This is a genomic window from Imperialibacter sp. (assembly GCF_040222385.1).
GTDB lineage: Bacteria > Bacteroidota > Bacteroidia > Cytophagales > Cyclobacteriaceae > Imperialibacter.
On record NZ_JAVKDF010000017.1, the window covers coordinates 372,903 to 388,933 of the forward strand.

At 45.9% G+C, this 16,031-nt stretch carries 18 protein-coding genes; 6 read left to right on the forward strand and 12 right to left on the reverse strand.

Translation table 11 applies throughout. The annotated features are described in order from the left end of the window. The first annotated feature begins 85 nt into the window (after positions 1-85). From RIG68_RS05285 to RIG68_RS05300, 4 genes are all read left to right on the forward strand, one after another. Positions 86-1,591: an ATP-binding cassette domain-containing protein gene (locus RIG68_RS05285; protein WP_350119507.1), complete on the forward strand. Its 1,506-nt coding sequence runs from the start codon at positions 86-88 to the stop codon at positions 1,589-1,591. 174 nt (positions 1,592-1,765) lie between these two features. Continuing rightward, positions 1,766-2,830, forward strand: a complete 1,065-nt coding sequence (gene rsgA / locus RIG68_RS05290; RefSeq protein ID WP_350119510.1) for a ribosome small subunit-dependent GTPase A — start codon at positions 1,766-1,768, stop codon at positions 2,828-2,830. Positions 2,831-2,965: 135 nt separating this feature from the next. Continuing rightward, on the forward strand, positions 2,966-3,850 hold the full coding sequence (locus RIG68_RS05295) for a gluconolaconase (protein WP_350119513.1): 885 nt from the start codon (positions 2,966-2,968) through the stop codon (positions 3,848-3,850). Positions 3,851-3,870: 20 nt separating this feature from the next. Continuing rightward, positions 3,871-4,089 carry a hypothetical protein gene (locus RIG68_RS05300; RefSeq protein ID WP_350119516.1) on the forward strand — a complete coding sequence of 73 codons (219 nt, stop codon included), beginning with the start codon at positions 3,871-3,873 and terminating at the stop codon, positions 4,087-4,089. 73 nt (positions 4,090-4,162) lie between these two features. Here the strand turns inward: RIG68_RS05300 and RIG68_RS05305 are convergent, their stop codons facing one another. The 7 genes from RIG68_RS05305 to RIG68_RS05335 form a co-directional block, all read right to left on the reverse strand. Beyond that, positions 4,163-4,789 (reverse strand): hypothetical protein, encoded by a 627-nt coding sequence (locus RIG68_RS05305; protein WP_350119519.1) that lies wholly within the window; start codon positions 4,787-4,789, stop codon positions 4,163-4,165. A 9-nt stretch (positions 4,790-4,798) separates the two neighbouring features. After that, positions 4,799-5,338: a hypothetical protein gene (locus RIG68_RS05310; RefSeq protein WP_350119522.1), complete on the reverse strand. Its 540-nt coding sequence runs from the start codon at positions 5,336-5,338 to the stop codon at positions 4,799-4,801. 8 nt (positions 5,339-5,346) lie between these two features. Then, positions 5,347-6,495 (reverse strand): hypothetical protein, encoded by a 1,149-nt coding sequence (locus tag RIG68_RS05315; RefSeq protein ID WP_350119525.1) that lies wholly within the window; start codon positions 6,493-6,495, stop codon positions 5,347-5,349. Next, positions 6,464-7,015: a hypothetical protein gene (locus RIG68_RS05320; RefSeq protein WP_350119529.1), complete on the reverse strand. Its 552-nt coding sequence runs from the start codon at positions 7,013-7,015 to the stop codon at positions 6,464-6,466. Before RIG68_RS05320 ends, RIG68_RS05315 begins: the two co-directional genes overlap by 32 nt. Further along, complete coding sequence (locus tag RIG68_RS05325; protein ID WP_152001680.1) at positions 7,012-7,575, reverse strand: RNA polymerase sigma factor; 564 nt, start codon at positions 7,573-7,575, stop codon at positions 7,012-7,014. Before RIG68_RS05325 ends, RIG68_RS05320 begins: the two co-directional genes overlap by 4 nt. Before the next feature lie 78 nt (positions 7,576-7,653). Further along, complete coding sequence (locus tag RIG68_RS05330; protein WP_350119532.1) at positions 7,654-8,274, reverse strand: methyltransferase domain-containing protein; 621 nt, start codon at positions 8,272-8,274, stop codon at positions 7,654-7,656. Position 8,275: 1 nt separating this feature from the next. Then, positions 8,276-9,082, reverse strand: a complete 807-nt coding sequence (locus RIG68_RS05335) for a UbiA prenyltransferase family protein (protein WP_350119535.1) — start codon at positions 9,080-9,082, stop codon at positions 8,276-8,278. Positions 9,083-9,354: 272 nt separating this feature from the next. Between RIG68_RS05335 and RIG68_RS05340 the strand changes: the two genes are divergently transcribed. Further along, a complete protein-coding gene (locus tag RIG68_RS05340; RefSeq protein ID WP_350119538.1) occupies positions 9,355-10,170 on the forward strand; it encodes a hypothetical protein in 816 nt (271 codons plus the stop codon). Further along, positions 10,170-11,990 carry a hypothetical protein gene (locus RIG68_RS05345; protein WP_350119541.1) on the forward strand — a complete coding sequence of 607 codons (1,821 nt, stop codon included), beginning with the start codon at positions 10,170-10,172 and terminating at the stop codon, positions 11,988-11,990. The genes RIG68_RS05340 and RIG68_RS05345 overlap by 1 nt, the downstream gene beginning before the upstream one ends. Before the next feature lie 103 nt (positions 11,991-12,093). On the opposite strand, the gene atpG is transcribed toward RIG68_RS05345, so the two are convergent. The 5 genes from atpG to atpE all read right to left on the reverse strand — a co-directional run bounded on the left by atpG (position 12,094) and on the right by atpE (position 16,003). Then, positions 12,094-12,987 (reverse strand): ATP synthase F1 subunit gamma, encoded by an 894-nt coding sequence (atpG, locus tag RIG68_RS05350; protein WP_350078585.1) that lies wholly within the window; start codon positions 12,985-12,987, stop codon positions 12,094-12,096. 48 nt (positions 12,988-13,035) lie between these two features. Next, positions 13,036-14,616: a F0F1 ATP synthase subunit alpha gene (atpA, locus tag RIG68_RS05355; protein WP_152001674.1), complete on the reverse strand. Its 1,581-nt coding sequence runs from the start codon at positions 14,614-14,616 to the stop codon at positions 13,036-13,038. 21 nt (positions 14,617-14,637) lie between these two features. Further along, complete coding sequence (gene atpH, locus RIG68_RS05360; RefSeq protein WP_350119544.1) at positions 14,638-15,195, reverse strand: ATP synthase F1 subunit delta; 558 nt, start codon at positions 15,193-15,195, stop codon at positions 14,638-14,640. Between the two features lies 1 nt (position 15,196). Then, entirely contained in the window at positions 15,197-15,691 is a 495-nt protein-coding gene (atpF, locus tag RIG68_RS05365; protein WP_350119547.1) for a F0F1 ATP synthase subunit B, read from the reverse strand. Between the two features lie 66 nt (positions 15,692-15,757). Beyond that, a complete protein-coding gene (atpE, locus tag RIG68_RS05370) occupies positions 15,758-16,003 on the reverse strand; it encodes an ATP synthase F0 subunit C (protein ID WP_152001671.1) in 246 nt (81 codons plus the stop codon). Between the last annotated feature and the right edge of the window lie 28 nt (positions 16,004-16,031).

Genomic DNA, 16,031 nt, shown 5'->3' on the forward strand with positions numbered 1-16,031 from the left:
GCACATAAAAAAACCGTCAGTGAAAGAATTTTATTAAACTTGCCGGGAGCTCAACAAAATCCCGGCTTTAAATACTCTCAGCGTTATGCACGATCAGCTTCTTCTTAAGCTCGACAACCTAACCGCTCGTTACGGTGAAAAAATCATTTTCCAGGACCTGTCTTTTGAAGTGAGAAACGGCGAGTGCTGGGCTCTCCTGGGGCATAGTGGGTCCGGTAAAAGCGCCCTATTGGAGGCCATTGCAGGTAATTTCAATGTCGTAAAGGGGCAAGTCATCAGGCCTTTTTACGATGAATATATCAGGGCCCATCCACCAAAAGATCCCTATTTTAACTACCGACAGCTCATCAGCTACCTCCCGGTAAAGTACCAGTTCAAGAATCTTTCCAACACTTCGGAGTTCTTTTACCAGCAACGCTTTAATGCCGCATTTTCAGAGGACGCCCCAACCGTCGAAGATTTTCTTAATGATGAGGCACAGAAAAGCTTGGCGGAAGGGCCCTGGGATGTCAACAAAGTTATCTCGCTTTTCCAGCTTGAGCGACTGCGTCAAAAGCAGCTTATCAAGCTAAGCAATGGAGAAACCAAAAGGCTCAGGCTGGCAGCCTCACTGCTAAAAAACCCCAGGCTCCTACTTCTGGATAGTCCACTCGTTGGCTTAGATGTGAAAACCAGAACAGCGTTCAATGCCATCCTTGCGCAAATCATTGCTTCTGGCACCACCGTTGTGCTCACCTGCACCGTTGGTGAAATACCACCGGTAGTCACTCATGCAGCCGTTCTGCACAACTGCCAGATTCAACAAGTCGTCGCCCGGGAAAGATTTAGTTTAATTAAGCTGCCCAAGCCTCCTTCTTACTCCCTTGATGCACGCAAGGTGAGCACACTTACTGAGGGTCGTGGGCCATCTCAATACAAATTGATCGTGGGCATGAAAGAGGTGACTGTCAAATATGGCGACAGCACTATCCTCAATGGAGTTAACTGGGTAATCAAACCCGGCGAGCGTTGGGCATTGCGGGGGCCCAACGGTGCAGGAAAGTCAACACTACTAAGCCTGATCAATGGAGACAACCCCCAAGCCTATGCCAATGATATCATGCTGTTTGACCACAAACGAGGCAGCGGAGAGAGCATCTGGGACATCAAGAAAAAAATAGGCTTTGTGTCGCCGGAGCTGTTGCAGTACTTTCATTCGACAGCCACTTGCTGGGAAATTGTTGCCTCTGGCTTTCATGATACACTGGGCTATTTAAAGCCGGTGGACAAGGAGCAAGGGGCTGTGGTCGATCAATGGCTTGACCTGCTTGGGCTGGAAGGCTTGGCCGGTCAGGTGTTTGAGACTGCCTCGCCCACTACCCAGCGGATCATCCTCCTTGCCAGGGCCATGATAAAAAACCCGCCGCTCCTTATCCTCGACGAGCCATGTCAGGGCCTTGATCATGCGCAACAAACGAGGGTGCGAATGGTAGTAGACGCCATTTGCAGCGCATCCGCCATGGCACTCATTTATGTCACACATTATGAGGAAGAATTGCCTACATGTGTTGACCACGTGCTTCAGATAGAAAACGGGAAAAGGATAAAATGAGGAATTTAAAAGGCAAATCATTATCTTCGATAAAATAATTTTTCGTTTCTGACACTTTTTAGAACTTCCACTTCAGGGCTTGATATAGCCTAAGGCGCTCCTTCGGGCAGCGCTTCTTTCAGATTCACCTTCCCATGGTGGAAAAGATTTTTATTGACTAAATCCTATACAGAAATGGAATACAATCACTTAAGCCCATTGGGCTGGAATACCTATTTTGAAAATCAAATTACCCAAAACGAAAGAGAGCTCATCGTCGGCAGAGTATCTATAGAAAACAAAACCAACTACCAGGTACTCACCGTCGGGGAAACATATATTGCGGAAGCCACTGGCCGCCTTTTTTACATGGCGGAAACAGACGCTGAGTTGCCGAAAGTGGGCGACTGGGTGCTGATGATGGAAATTGACAAGGGAAAAGCTATCATTCAAAGGGTGTTGGACAGGCAGTCTGCCATCTCACGAAAAGTGCCAGGCAAAAAGATGGAAGAGCAAATCATTGCTACCAATATCAATAAGCTTTTCATCGTGCAAGGGCTGGATGGCAGCTTCAACCTTGCCAGGCTTGAGCGCTACCTGACACTTGCACAAAACGTAGAGCCGGTTATTGTTCTGAACAAAGCTGACCTTTGCCCCAACCCTGAAGACGTTGTTCGACAGGCGAAAGAGCGAGTAAAAAATGTGGAAGTGGTGGTGGCAACAGCCTTACAAAACCAGGTAGATGCCCTCCGACCCTTCATCCAGGCTGGATCAACCATAGCGATTGTAGGCTCCTCTGGCGTTGGCAAATCGACAATCATCAACAGTCTGATAGGGCAGCCGCTTCTGGCAACGGGCGAGGTGAGAGAGCTGGACTCAAAAGGCAAGCATACCACTACAAGCCGACATCTGATGCTGCTGGAAGGTGGGGGCGTTTTGATAGACACTCCCGGCATGCGTGAACTGCAGCTCTCGGGTGACCAGTCCAGCTTAGGTACTTCTTTCGAAGACATTGAAGCCTTGAGCGAGCATTGCAAATTCAAGAACTGCACGCACACCGATGAAAAAGGCTGTGCCATCACCCAAGCACTGGACGAAGGTTCGCTGGACGAAGCGCACTGGATCAACTATGCCAAAATGAAAAAGGAGTTGGCGTACCTGGAAACCAGGCAGGATGTGAATGCTATGTTGGAAAAGAAGAAAAAATGGAAAAAGATTCACAAGGACTACAAGGCTATTCAGAAAAACAGAAACTTGTAATGCTTCTACCTTGTTAATCTTACCATGATTTACTCAAATCACTTTTCTGGTAATTAATTACCTTTTGGTAATCCTGCCAATTTTACAATAATCATATATGCTGTTAACTTTGAAAACAATAAACCTAGATCAACAATGAAAAAACTTAGCTATTTATTGGCCGCTGCCGTTTTGGTGGCCTGCCAAAGTGGAAAGAAGACAGAGGAAGCTGTGGTGGAGGAAACTCCGGCAACCACCGTTTCACTTGTTAAAAAATGGGAAACAGACACCACGCTTACAACTCCTGAGTCTGTCTACTATGACGTGACGAATGGCGTGCTATACGTTGCCTGCATCGGGGCAGTGCCGCCTGATGCGAAAGATGGAGACGGATTTATAGCCAAAGTAGGACTTGACGGAGCCATCATCGATACCCAATGGGTGGTAGGGCTGGACGGCCCTAAAGGCATGGGCATGGTAGGCAACCTGCTTTACGTGAGCAACATCGACGAAGTGGTGGAGATAGATGTCAACACTGGTGAGATCACCAATAGGTTTCCGGTAGAAGGAGCCTCCTTCCTCAATGATATTACTGTTGACGCTTCAGGAACCGTTTATATCAGCGATTCGGGCATGAGCAAAATCTTTGCGCTATCAAACGGCGTTGTGGCACTGTGGACAGAAGGTGAGGTTCTTGGCGGCCCCAATGGCCTTTTGGCTGAAGACGGCAGGCTAATGGTGGCATCTTTCGGCGCAGGCAAATTCAGCACTATAAATGTTGCCGATAAGGACGTAAAAATGGTGGTCGACTCAATACCCGGCGGCGACGGCGTGGTGGCGCTGGATGGCGACTACTTTGTGTCTAACTGGAACGGCGAGGTGTACTACGTGACAGAAGACTGGAAGAAAACAAAACTGCTTGACACCAAAGCAGCTGGCGCCAATGCAGCAGATATTGAAATTGCAGCAGACCAAAACTTACTGTTTGTTCCTACGTTTTTCGGAAACACAGTGGTCGCTTATGACATCGTGAAAGAGTAGTCTTCTGTTTTAGAAAATCCGTGGCCACTCGAAAAGACAGAATTTTATGGTTCTCCGTCGTTTCAATAATTTACTTTATTGGCGGAGTGGTGGCCATCGGATGGAATAGAGAATACCTGGTGCCCAAAGATTGGTGGTTTTCAGCGACAGTTGCCGTATTGGCCGGTGCAGGCTCAGCTTATTTTGGCCCCAGGGCTGTTGATGTCGTTAAAGCCATAAGATTTAACAAAAATACCTGACTCAAAAAAAACAGGCTGGTTTCTCCAGTCTGTTTTTTTAGTATAAACCATTCATAAACCTCAGGCTATTGGCTTAAAACCTGCCTAGCCTGATCGAAAACGTTCCTCCCCAGCTGGTCAAATCATCGTCCGAAATGTTTCTCAGGTCCGACCCTTTTATGAGGCGGTAGGTGGCACCCACTCCCACCCTCAAAAACTGTGTAATATTTACCTCCAGCTGAGCACTGGGCTTCACTACGAAAAACGCTGTTGACTCAAGCACATACTCCTTATCGAAGGAAGTAGGGAAATACTGCTTGTCGACAATATGAAAAGCACCGGCACCAAATAGTACCGGAATCGCTAAGTGCACCACTTCGTTAGGAAACAAGATGCCCCCAAGGTACAGACCTCCATAGCCACCTTCGATATTGAACATAGTGCCTGTCTCACTTCTGAATTGATTCTCGGTAGAGATTCCGTAGCCCGCCAGCCCGAACATCACGTGCTTGTTGATGATAGCACCCCCGTAGGCTCCCAGCAGAAGACTTCTTTCCTGATACACATCGGTGATGTTGATATCCACACCGCCGAAGCCCTTTATCTCATTTTCTTTGCTAAAAAGAGACTTGATCTCCTCGGGGTTCTCAATACCCTGTGCAGCACTACTGAGCCAGCCACAGCTGATAGAAAGTATAAAAACAATTTTGACAGCTCTCATCGATCTTTATTAAAAAATGTACTTAAATGAAATGGCTGAGTCCCAGAACCTCGAATCCGTTTTCCTGAAACCGATGTAGTCGAAATACGGCTTTACATCAAAAGAAACGGTTATCGGAGCCGCCAGCCACCGGTATTCCACACCAATAAGAAAGTCAGCGCCCATTGTAAAAAACGTAGCTCCGTTTTCGTAGTTAAACGCACTCCCGTCTGTCCCTACCAATATCTTGGTCAAGTTGTTTCGCTCCTCAAATCCGAAATGGCCGCCAGCACCGTAGTAGGCATAGAAGTTTGGAGAAAAAGCCAAATCCATTGGCACATGAAAAACATACATAGTAGTGAGCTGCAAGCCTTCGTGCCTGCCACTTACCATGATTTCCAGTGCCTCTTCGGTCACCAGAAATTTCTTGTACGTCAACGCCGACGTGGCACCAAACCGAACACCCGCTGACTGTGAATATTCCTGCGTCGTCTGCGCATTGGCCAATTGACATGCACCAAGACTAAGGGCAGCTACCAACAGCTGCACACCAAAAAATAATCTCTTCATTGTTAGTATTAGTTCTTCGTAAACGGCAACGCCTCCATATAGCGCAGGGTTACCGAGGCTCCTTGCAAGTCCAGTTGCATAATGCCTTGTTTGTCATTTGTTCTACCCACCTGGCCGGTCAACTGGATGTAACCCTCCTTGCCGTCCACTTGGCTATTATTAAGCGTGGGAATCCAGTTTCCCGGGATATAAATCTTATCCTGCTCTGCCTTGATATCAAGATTTACCCAACTGGCAGGATCCATGGTCACATCCAGGTCAGTGTACTTGCTTGCCAACCTCACCTTTGCAAAGTCTTTATTAAGGTTGTGAAGTATCACCTGCCCGTAGTTCACCTCCAAATCAAGAATCTCCTGAATTTCTCCCAGTGTCCAATCAGTAAACATCCCTTTGCCGCTGATCCAACCGATCTTCTGAAAACTAAGCTTATCGTTTCTGGAATCCACCCTGGCAGAAAGCGCACTCTCTACCCTCAGCTCGGAAGTCATCGATTGTAGAATGATACCCTTTGCTTGCTGAATGTCAACCTGAGCAGCCTTAAGCGTCAGCTCCACATCATGCACCCGTCTTATATTCGCCTTACCAAAACTCAAGTCAACGATCGACTTACCCTTCAACTCATTCGCCTTCAAATCACCATGCGCAAGAGTAAGTTTGATGGGGCCCCCATGATCGGCAATGAAAACATTCCCAAAGCGATTGTCCAAAAATAGGCTCGCTCCCTCTGGCAAGGTTATCTCGTAATCTATGGTCAGCTTGTTGCTGCTCAAAACCGTCTTCGACACATCGCCAACCGTGTTAAGCAATTCCTTAAAGGTTCCGCTGCCCCTGTCCAGCACAGTTTCAACGGTTAAAAAAGAGCCAAGATTGCTAAAGTCAATTTCAACCCTCTCCATCAGCTTTTGAGTGGACCTGGAGTCCTTGGCATACGCTGTAATCTCCACCGAGATAAGCACAGAATCTTTTGCCCACGACTTTATTGCCACCCGTCCGTATTTATTGCTCACGTCAACAGTAGCGTCCTTCGGAACCTTGTACGCTTTGTTAATGCTCTTCGTCAGTCTCGTGTCGCTCTGCGCTTGTGCGTGGCTTCCAGCCAACACAAGCAACAGCATGATCAACCACCTAAAGAGACGATTCTTTCCTGCCTGCTCCATTTTTTGCCTCCTTTATCTGTGCCAGTATCCTGTCGAGGATGTCCAGCTTAATTTTATAATTGACGATCATTGCATGAATGACCTCCTCATTGTCTACGTTGTCAGCCAGGTCAGTCTGCAGCTCTGTATAGGCCTGATCGAGGGCCAGCATGTCCTCTACTACTTCCTTGTCTACCCACTGCCCATTGGCTTCTATTTCGTTCATTTTTTCAGAAATCATCATAGCATAATACTGCTCAGTCTCTGCCATTTCTGGCGACACCATAGAAAGTGTCGGTTGCGACTTTGATGATCCCGCACCGTTCCACATGAAGGTGATGGATGCCGCCAACAATAATGTGACCGCAGCGGCCACCCGGACTACCTTACCAGTCCAGCCCCACATGGGCACCACCTTTCCTGATTTCTTACCGCCATTGAGTCGCTTGTCAATGTTTTCCCAGGCCAAGTCAAGGTCTGTATCGAAAACATCGAAGCTGTCCCGGCGCTCGTCAATGTTCTTTTTTAGAAAATCTGTCATTGGTTGGCTACTTTCAATTTTTCCATTCCTAACAAGTCTCTCACTTTTGCTTTGCCTTTACAGTACTGGGCCTTCGAAGCCGACTCCGTTATACCCAATATTTGCCCGATCTCTCCATGATCATACCCTTCAAAGAGGTACAGGTTCATCACTGTTTTGCAACCCACCGAAATCTGATCCATCGCCTGTAGTATTTTACCAGCCTCCATTCGGGCATAGTAGTTATCGTCGTCGTCCTCATAGGCCAGGTCAAACTTTTCCTCAATGCTGATGGTGAAAAGTCGCTTTTTTCTAAGCGTATTGATGCAATGGTTCACCACCACCCGCTTGATCCACGCAGGGAAAGTCTTGGGCTGCTGAAGCTTCTTCAGGCTGGCAAAGGCATCGACAAAGGCATCCTGAAGTACATCTCTGGCTTCTTCCTCGTCGCCTATCATCCGGCGACAGATATTGTACATAGCCTTTGAGTATAGCTTGTACAACTCATTGATCGCCCGACGATCACCCTCCTGGCTCCTCACCACAAGGTATTCCTGTAAACTCGCACTTTCTGAATCCAATTTCTAATTAGGTTGCAGGGTAAAAGACATCCAAAAAATGAATAGGTTTCGATTGAGTCGGTTGGAGTAAAAAAATATTTAGCTTCTCGCTAAAAGGTAAGTACCTATCATTCCTTTACAATACGTGGCACTCTGCTCAATGTTCCACCCACTTCTGGCAAATGCCTCCTGCCACTTGGGAAGCCTATGTGCCTCCATATCACAAGTTAAGCGAAAAAATAAGTACATGCATCGGATAAGCAGAGATTTGAGCCCTCGCTTTTCCTGTTCCACAAAATCTGTGACAACTAACTGCATATGCGGATTACTCGCCATCGATAGCGATTTAACAATACTTTCCACCGACTCGTCGGAGAACATGTCCAGAAAAAAAGGCAGTAACACCAGCTCATAAGAGCCAGTTTCGTGGCGGGTCGTAAAGTCCGCCTCCACAAAGAAAATGTCCATGTCAGGCGTCGTTCTCGACCGGGCCTTTGCGATCATGGTCGGCGACTTCTCAATAAAAACAAGCTGGCTATCCGGGTGCTGCCTGAAGTATTCTTCAAAAAACCGGCCAGTACCGCCCCCTGCTACCAATGCAGACTTAACATTCACTGCCGTTCCGAAGAAGTGGCATTGGCTCTTATCAATACACTTTCCAAAGACGAGCCGTGCCAGCAAGTCATACACAGGAGCCAAAAGGTTAAATCCATTGGCCATGTTAAATCAAAAGAAATATCGGCATCAGAAAAATACCATCGCCAATGAGCCGATAGGTAAGAGAGGTTTCAAAATCAGCCATTCGCTGATAAAGTATCCAAAGAACTCCCAGCATCAGCATCAGCAACCCTTGCAAAGGAAGTAGGCTGCCACTAAACCAGGAGAGGCCAGCTATCCCAATAACCGCTACAGTAAAAGCAGCCCGCAACAGCAAACGTATTTTTTCAGGTTTCCACCGGGTTATGAATGATTCCTGACTATCTGCCATGTCGTACTGCCGCTCTTGCCGGGAGAATAGAACCAGGTTGATAAAAGCAATGAGGAATATCACTATAAGAATCAGCAGATCTACAGGCCGCACACCGCTGTTCGCTAAGGCCCTGGGTGCCAGCGAAATTCCAGCGGTATAAAGCGCCGCCACAACTACCTCTTTAGGCAGGCTCCGGGTCGACAAAAATACCCACAGCAAATAAAGCAGGCAGCTTCCCATCACCAGCACCCCATAAAGCAACACCGGCGCTGGCAAATAAATCAACGAACCGAGGCCGATGCAGCCCACCATCACAAGGACAGTAAGCAACTGAGAGAAGTGCTCCTGGTAAAAATGATGTCGGGGATTGCTGGCGGATGCTGGTATTTTTCTGGCATCAAAAAGCCGGTCGAGAATATAGATAAACCAAACAGCCAAAAACAAAGAAACGTAAACGGACGCAGGCACATGGGCACCGCAGGTAGAGGCAACAACCATCGACATGACGACAGCACCCAGAGCCACCTCCAGGCTGCCGTGTTTAAGCAGTCCTATCATGAAAGACCTGCCCATCAACAAAAAAGCCCATGAATTTTCACGGGATCAATTTATCTTCTAAATTTTACTTTAGCTACTGTTCTGGGCTTCCGTGCTGCCAACAACTCAAAGCATCCGCCAGGGATTTGGTGAGCCCATGCCTAGCATTTGAAATGCAGGGCCCTATTCTTGTTGACAACTAATGACATTCGGGTCAAGGCACCATCGTCGACTGATATGACGGACATTGACGGCTCACAAAGCGGAATTCCACCGAAAAGCATAGAAAGTTATTGAAGGCATCAGAAATGGTAATATATTTAGAAATGTTATATTCTGTAACCAGAGGAACAACCATAATTTCTGTCGTCTATTTTTTCCTTTTTACGCAAGAAGTGCGCTCACAATCGGTGTCACTAAGCTTTGAATCTACCTATGGCACCTACAATATGGAAGATTTTAAGACGGCGCAAGATAACATTCCTTTCATTTTCCTTGGTTACGGAAGAATCAACCTGCCTTACAAGATATATAGCAACTTTGAACCATACTATGGCTACAATGGAATGCTGACTCTTCATCTTGAGAAGCTAGAAGTGTCAATTGAAAATGGGGCCAATTCAACTGGTTCCAGAATGAGCTATAAAGATTATTCGGGGACGTTTGAAAGTGATCAACTAGTGTCCAACAAGTACTGGGGCGCAGGAATATCACCATTTAAGATGTCGCTCACCGACGCCTTTTTTATTAGACCTCGCCTGGTAAGTGGGGTTTCCCTTTCTAGTTACAGCATGGAGAACTTCGCTGAATTGACTAATACCAATTCTTATATCAACCAGTCAATCGTTGTGAAATCAAAACAACTTTTTTTTGAACCGCAAGCTTCGATAGGCTTTACGAAGTATCGTTTCATAGTAAGTGCTAGTGTCGGCTACCATCTGCAGGTTGTGTCCCTAAAAGAAAAGGTTATTGAGGGTAGCGAGGCGGAATGGCAGGCTTATTTCCCTTCAGGCGAGCCGAAGCCCCAATGGAATGGTGTTAGACTTAAAGCTGGTCTTGGCTTCATTCTCTTAAAAAAGAAGAGCAAAGCTATTATAACAAAAGCCTGATGAAAAATAACATCATTTTCGCTGTTCTACTCATTCTGCTCTCGTCAGTCTTTGCATGTGAGTTTCAATTAGAAGGAGAATATTATGTCGAAATAGAACAAGAGATTAACTCGAGCTTATCAGAGTACGAGCTAACTGCGATAGCCGATGACGAGTTTATCGTTCGTCCCAAGGAAATCACCTACAGTTTTGAGGTTACGGATGGGCTCTTTTATTTAGTCGTAGCGACCCTGGATGAAAAGGAGATTTATGTTTCTGACCTACCATCAGGTAGTTTCATACTTAGACCTGGTATGGCTGTAGCCGATTATGGTTTTGCTGAACTTGTTGTGAATGTTTACACAAGCACAAATACTAACAGCCTGGCCGATCAGGTGCAGGCCGAGGCCGCCATTTATCAATTTAAAAAGCGAATCCGAATTGATAAACGACCGGCTGAAGCCATCCCCTTTACCATTACAAGCACCACAAATGCACTCACATTCAATTTTCAGCAATATCCTAACAACAACTTGTGGAGAGTAAACATATACGGAGGCCCCGATCCTGACCAGCTGTTCAACAATGAAAATCAGCTGTCGTCGGTTTTCGAAGTTCCCTCTCAATATATCGATCTTGGCTACGTAGGCGGAACGATGTATTACGGGGTAGAAACGCAGGTATTTCGGGGTGATATAATGGAAAGTGAAAGATCAAATATTACGACTATCAACTTATCGGATGGACCTAAAATTGTCAAGTATGAATCAACGGCAGATGGACACCTCAAAGTATATTGGTCGAGGGCCCCATTTGAAAGCAGCTTTTCATCTTATACCCTGAAATGGTTATTCAACGGCGTAAAGACCCTTACGAATACTAATTTCAATGATACAACAGCGTCGATCAGTGGGTTGCCAATGGGCGACACTATCAGCTTTGAACTGGTGACTACAAGTGCCAATCAAATGAATAAAGTTGTCAACTCAAGGTCTGGTGCTTTTGGTGACCCAGCTTTCCAGTTTGATGAATTGTATGTCGACCGAAATACACCATCCGGAAAACTAAGTTATGTCGCTAGCTCACAACTGCTCCGAAAAACCGAAAATGAGCAAATTTCAATTTCACTACCAATATCTGGATTATCTTTTTCAAATACCGGAAGCACCATTGCTGCTTACAGCCGTGACATCATTAGTCTCTTAAATTCTTCGACGCTAACCTTAATCAGGCAAATTGAATTGAACGGTTTGACCAATAATTCATTCTCACGACCAATAGCACGCTTGCGAGTCATCGATGATAGGTACATCGCATACACTGACGGGATTTTTAAATTGTTGGATTATGTCGAGGACGCTATAGTATATGAAGGCAACTCTAATAATAACGTGATTTACTCTGAGGAATCGAAAAACCTGGTACTTATCGGCAGAGATTTCTCCGGAAACTCAAGGGCATATAAAGCAGAGCACTTCGTGGTTGAAAATGGTACGCTGACAGAACTTCCCAACGAGTTCAAATTCATGAATTATACCAACTCTATTGGCTTCGGAAACTACGTAGCAATAGTGACCACCTCCGAAAACAAAGTTAATGTGCTAAAAATACCAGAAATGGAGAGTATTGCCGAGTATACGCTAGGCACTCGGTATTTTTTAAAGAGTGCGGATCCCACCACTAACTGGGGGCTATTCTTTATTGAAAGCTCCGTGCAAGTAAGGGACATGTTAACTGGAACTATTATCTACTCCGGCCCTAACAAAATTGAGCAAAATTATGCTCTTGTCGATGGTATCTTGTATAGCGGCAATGGCTTTTCTCTTAATTTAAACAGATGAGAATTCCTCTGAACCTGAACCATTAGCCTCCCCTGCCAATGCCCGGATAAACCACAAAAAAGCCCGTGATTTCTCACGGGCTCAATTTATCTTCAATTATTGATTAACTACTCTTTAGCGCTTCAGCACCACCAACTATCTCCAGAATCTCTTTGGTGATCGCTGCCTGACGGGTTCTGTTATACATCAGCTTCAGCTCCTTCAACAGTTCACCTGCATTGTCAGTCGCTTTGTCCATGGCTGTCATCCTGGCACCTTGCTCGGAAGCGTTGGATTCCAAAGTAGCCTTGTACACCTGTATCTTCAGAGACTTGGGGATTAGCTCCTTTACAATAAATTCCTTAGATGGCTCATAAATGTAGTCGATGGCGTTTGAGTTTGATGTACTCCCCTCCGCTATCTCAGACGGCTCTATTGGAAGAAACTTTTCTACTTTCAATACCTGAGTGGCCACATTTTTAAACTCGTTGTATACAAGCTCTACAGCGTCAAAATCTCCAGCCTTATAGGCTTCCATCAGGTGCTCGGCTACCGGGCGAACTTCATCAAACGAGAGGTTGGAGAAAATGTCCCAGTATTTCGTATCGACCTTGTAGTTTCTCTTTTTGAAAAACTCCATGGCCTTCTTTCCCAGAGGAATAATGGTAACTCCACCAAACTCATTCTGCTCCTTGTATTTTGTCTTCAGAAGGTTGACAGCCGCTTTAAAAACTGAGCTATTGAAAGCACCGCACAAGCCTTTGTCGGAAGAAACAACAACCAAAGCTACCCTGTTCACCTCCCTTACAACGGCATATTCATTCTCCAAATTGTCGCTAACAGATGAAGTAACATTTCTAAGTATACCTGTCAGCTTCTCAGAGTAGGGGCGCATTTGGGTAATACGGTCTTGTGCCCTTCTCAGCTTCGCAGCCGCCACCATTTTCATGGCTTTGGTGATCTGTTGAGTAGAAGTAACCGACTGAATTCTGCCCTTAACCTCTTTTAGGTTCGCCATATACTTTCTATTTGAAAAGTCCGCCAGTGGGCGGACTCACCATTCTATTTAGGATACGTAACTTTTTTGAAGACTCTTAGCCGTCTCTGCAAGTGTATTTATCACACTGTCTTCCAGCTTACCCGCACGAAGCAAATCCAGGGCATCCTGATGCTGCGCTGATAATAGTGTCAAAAACTCCTTCTCAAAGGCTTTCACCTTGTCCAAAGGCACCTTATCAAGGAAGCCTTTTGTTGACACATAAATGATAGCAATCTGATGCTCAACCGACATAGGGCTGAACTGAGGCTGCTTCAATATTTCCTGGTTTCTTCTACCCCTGTCAATTGTGAGCTTGGTAGACGCATCGAGGTCAGAACCGAACTTGGCAAAAGCCTCAAGTTCACGAAACTGAGCCTGATCCAGCTTCAGTGTACCTGCCACTTTCTTCATCGACTTGATCTGGGCATTACCACCCACCCTTGATACAGAAATACCAACGTTGATCGCAGGGCGCACACCTGAGTTAAACAGGTTGGTTTCAAGGAAGATCTGTCCGTCAGTAATTGAGATTACGTTAGTCGGAATGTAAGCAGACACGTCGCCAGCTTGTGTCTCAATAATCGGAAGGGCTGTCAACGACCCTCCTCCTTTTACTTTGCCTTTCAATGACTCTGGAAGGTCATTCATTTGGCTGGCAATTTCATCGTTGTCGTTGATTTTGGCAGCACGCTCAAGCAAACGAGAGTGGAGATAGAATACGTCACCCGGGTAGGCTTCACGTCCCGGCGGGCGGCGCAGAAGCAATGACACCTCACGGTAAGAAACCGCCTGCTTGGAAAGGTCATCATAGATAACCAAAGCAGGGCGTCCGGTATCACGGAAGTACTCCCCTATAGATGCCCCTGTAAATGGTGAGAAGAACTGCATTGGCGCAGGGTCAGATGCAGCAGCCGACACGATAACAGTATAAGGCATCGCTCCTGCTTTTTCAAGAGAAGCAACAATACCTGCTACGGTAGAAGCCTTCTGGCCTACCGCCACATATATACAGTAAACAGGCTCGCCCTTTTCGTAGAACTCTTTCTGGTTGATGATGGTATCGATGGCCACAGCGGTCTTACCAGTCTGACGGTCACCAATGATCAACTCCCTTTGACCACGACCAATTGGAATCATCGCATCAATTGCCTTTACACCAGTTTGCAGCGGCTCATTTACTGGCTGACGATAGATAACACCAGGCGCCTTTCTTTCAAGCGGCATTTCGTACAAGTCGCCAGTCAATGGCCCTTTACCGTCGATAGGATTGCCAAGTGTATCTACTACCCTGCCGCACATGCTATCGCCTACTTTAATAGAGGCGATTGTTTTTGTGCGCTTCACAGTAGCACCTTCTTTGATCCCTTTCGGGTCGCCCAGCAATACCGCACCTACGTTGTCTTCTTCCAGGTTAAGTACCAATGCCTTCAAGCCATTTTCGAACTCTAATAGTTCACCAGCTTGTGCCTGAGTAAGTCCGTAAATACGGGCTACTCCATCACCTACCTGAAGAACTGTTCCTACTTCTTCGAGCTCAGCTTCAGTTCGGAAGTTTGAGAGCTGCTCTCTCAAAATCGCTGATACCTCGTCAGGTCTTACGTCTGCCATTAGTGTATTATTATGGTGTTTTTAAAACTTCTTAATGTATGAACTTGAAATCAATTTCGTCTTCAAATCTTTGAGACGAGAATCGACGCTGTCGTCTAATTGAAGGTCGCCCACTTTAATGATGTAGCCTCCCAACATCTCCTTATCTACCTTCTCTGTCAGCTCGATTTCCTTCTTGGTAATCTCTTTCAAAAGCCTGGTAAATTCTTTCCGCAGGTCAGGCGTCAGTGCAAAATTAGTTATTACTGTTGCCTCTGAAATTCCCTTCCGTACATTGTATTGGTGGGTAAACTCGCTTGCGAGCATTGGCAAAATGAACTCCCTGTTCTTTCTTGTGATGATATCAAAAATGGACAGGGTCAGGTCATGCACCTTGCCGGCGAAAATCTTTTTCAGAATGGCCAGCTTGCGGTGGTGCTGAATAATTGGATTTTTCAGCATCAAAGTAAAATCCCTGTTAGCCTTGCACAAGTTATCAAATGAGATCATGTCTTCGTTGACCTTATCAAGCACTCCTTTCTCCTCTGCCAATTCCAGCAACGACTTGGCGTATCTTGTGGCTATCCTGAATTCTGACATCTTAGTTGACTTTTAGGTCTTTGATGTATTCGTCTACAAGTGCCTTCTGCGCTTTGTCACCGCTAAGGTTCTTTCTCAAAACCTTCTCAGCAATGTCTAAAGAAATTTCAGCGACGAGGTTTTGTACCTCAGCCAGAGCAGCCTTCTTCTCATTTTCGATAGAAGACTTGGCATCGGCTATCATTTTTTCGGCGATTTTTGAAGTGTCGGCTTTTGCTTCTTCCTTGATTCTATTGGCGGCAGCAAGAGCCTCTTTCAATATGTGGTCTCTTTCTTTTCTGGCATCCTCCAAAAGAAGCTCATTGTCTTCTTTCAATTGTGCCATTTCCTCTTGGGCCAGCTCAGCCGATTTCAAGGCATCGTTAATAAAGCCTTCTCTCGCTTTAAGGGCGTCAGCAATCGGCCTCCAGGCAAATGTAAGCAGAACAATAAAAACGATTATGAAAATAACCGTTTGCCAAAATATAAGGCCTATCCCGGGTGTTAAGAGTTCCATTATTTTATCACGTTTACAGTCAAAAACAAACGGAGGCTACTAAGTGCAGCCTCCGTGAAGCCATTTTTAGGCTTTGAATGAGATAAGCAAACATACTACCACACCAAAGAGGGCAATTACCTCAATAAGTGCAGCAATAATAAGCATACCGGTTTGGATTCTGCCGGCAGCTTCTGGCTGACGAGCCATTGCTTCCATTGCAGAGCCACCGATGCGACCGATACCAATACCTGCGCCTATCGCAACAAGTCCAGCACCGATACCAGCGCCCATAATTGCTAAACTCATGTCAAGCAAAATAGATAACCACATAGTTTTATTATTTAATAGTGAAAATGGT

Coding starts and splice junctions, on each gene's coding strand:
- RIG68_RS05285 (WP_350119507.1), top strand. CDS start 86: ATGCACGATCAGCTTCTTCTTAAGCTCGACAACCTAACCGCTCGTTAC.
- rsgA (WP_350119510.1), top strand. CDS start 1,766: ATGGAATACAATCACTTAAGCCCATTGGGCTGGAATACCTATTTTGAA.
- RIG68_RS05295 (WP_350119513.1), top strand. CDS start 2,966: ATGAAAAAACTTAGCTATTTATTGGCCGCTGCCGTTTTGGTGGCCTGC.
- RIG68_RS05305 (WP_350119519.1), bottom strand. CDS start 4,789: ATGAGAGCTGTCAAAATTGTTTTTATACTTTCTATCAGCTGTGGCTGG.
- RIG68_RS05310 (WP_350119522.1), bottom strand. CDS start 5,338: ATGAAGAGATTATTTTTTGGTGTGCAGCTGTTGGTAGCTGCCCTTAGT.
- RIG68_RS05315 (WP_350119525.1), bottom strand. CDS start 6,495: ATGGAGCAGGCAGGAAAGAATCGTCTCTTTAGGTGGTTGATCATGCTG.
- RIG68_RS05320 (WP_350119529.1), bottom strand. CDS start 7,015: ATGACAGATTTTCTAAAAAAGAACATTGACGAGCGCCGGGACAGCTTC.
- RIG68_RS05330 (WP_350119532.1), bottom strand. CDS start 8,274: ATGGCCAATGGATTTAACCTTTTGGCTCCTGTGTATGACTTGCTGGCA.
- RIG68_RS05335 (WP_350119535.1), bottom strand. CDS start 9,082: ATGATAGGACTGCTTAAACACGGCAGCCTGGAGGTGGCTCTGGGTGCT.
- RIG68_RS05345 (WP_350119541.1), top strand. CDS start 10,170: ATGAAAAATAACATCATTTTCGCTGTTCTACTCATTCTGCTCTCGTCA.
- atpG (WP_350078585.1), bottom strand. CDS start 12,987: ATGGCGAACCTAAAAGAGGTTAAGGGCAGAATTCAGTCGGTTACTTCT.
- atpA (WP_152001674.1), bottom strand. CDS start 14,616: ATGGCAGACGTAAGACCTGACGAGGTATCAGCGATTTTGAGAGAGCAG.
- atpH (WP_350119544.1), bottom strand. CDS start 15,195: ATGTCAGAATTCAGGATAGCCACAAGATACGCCAAGTCGTTGCTGGAA.
- atpF (WP_350119547.1), bottom strand. CDS start 15,691: ATGGAACTCTTAACACCCGGGATAGGCCTTATATTTTGGCAAACGGTT.
- atpE (WP_152001671.1), bottom strand. CDS start 16,003: ATGTGGTTATCTATTTTGCTTGACATGAGTTTAGCAATTATGGGCGCT.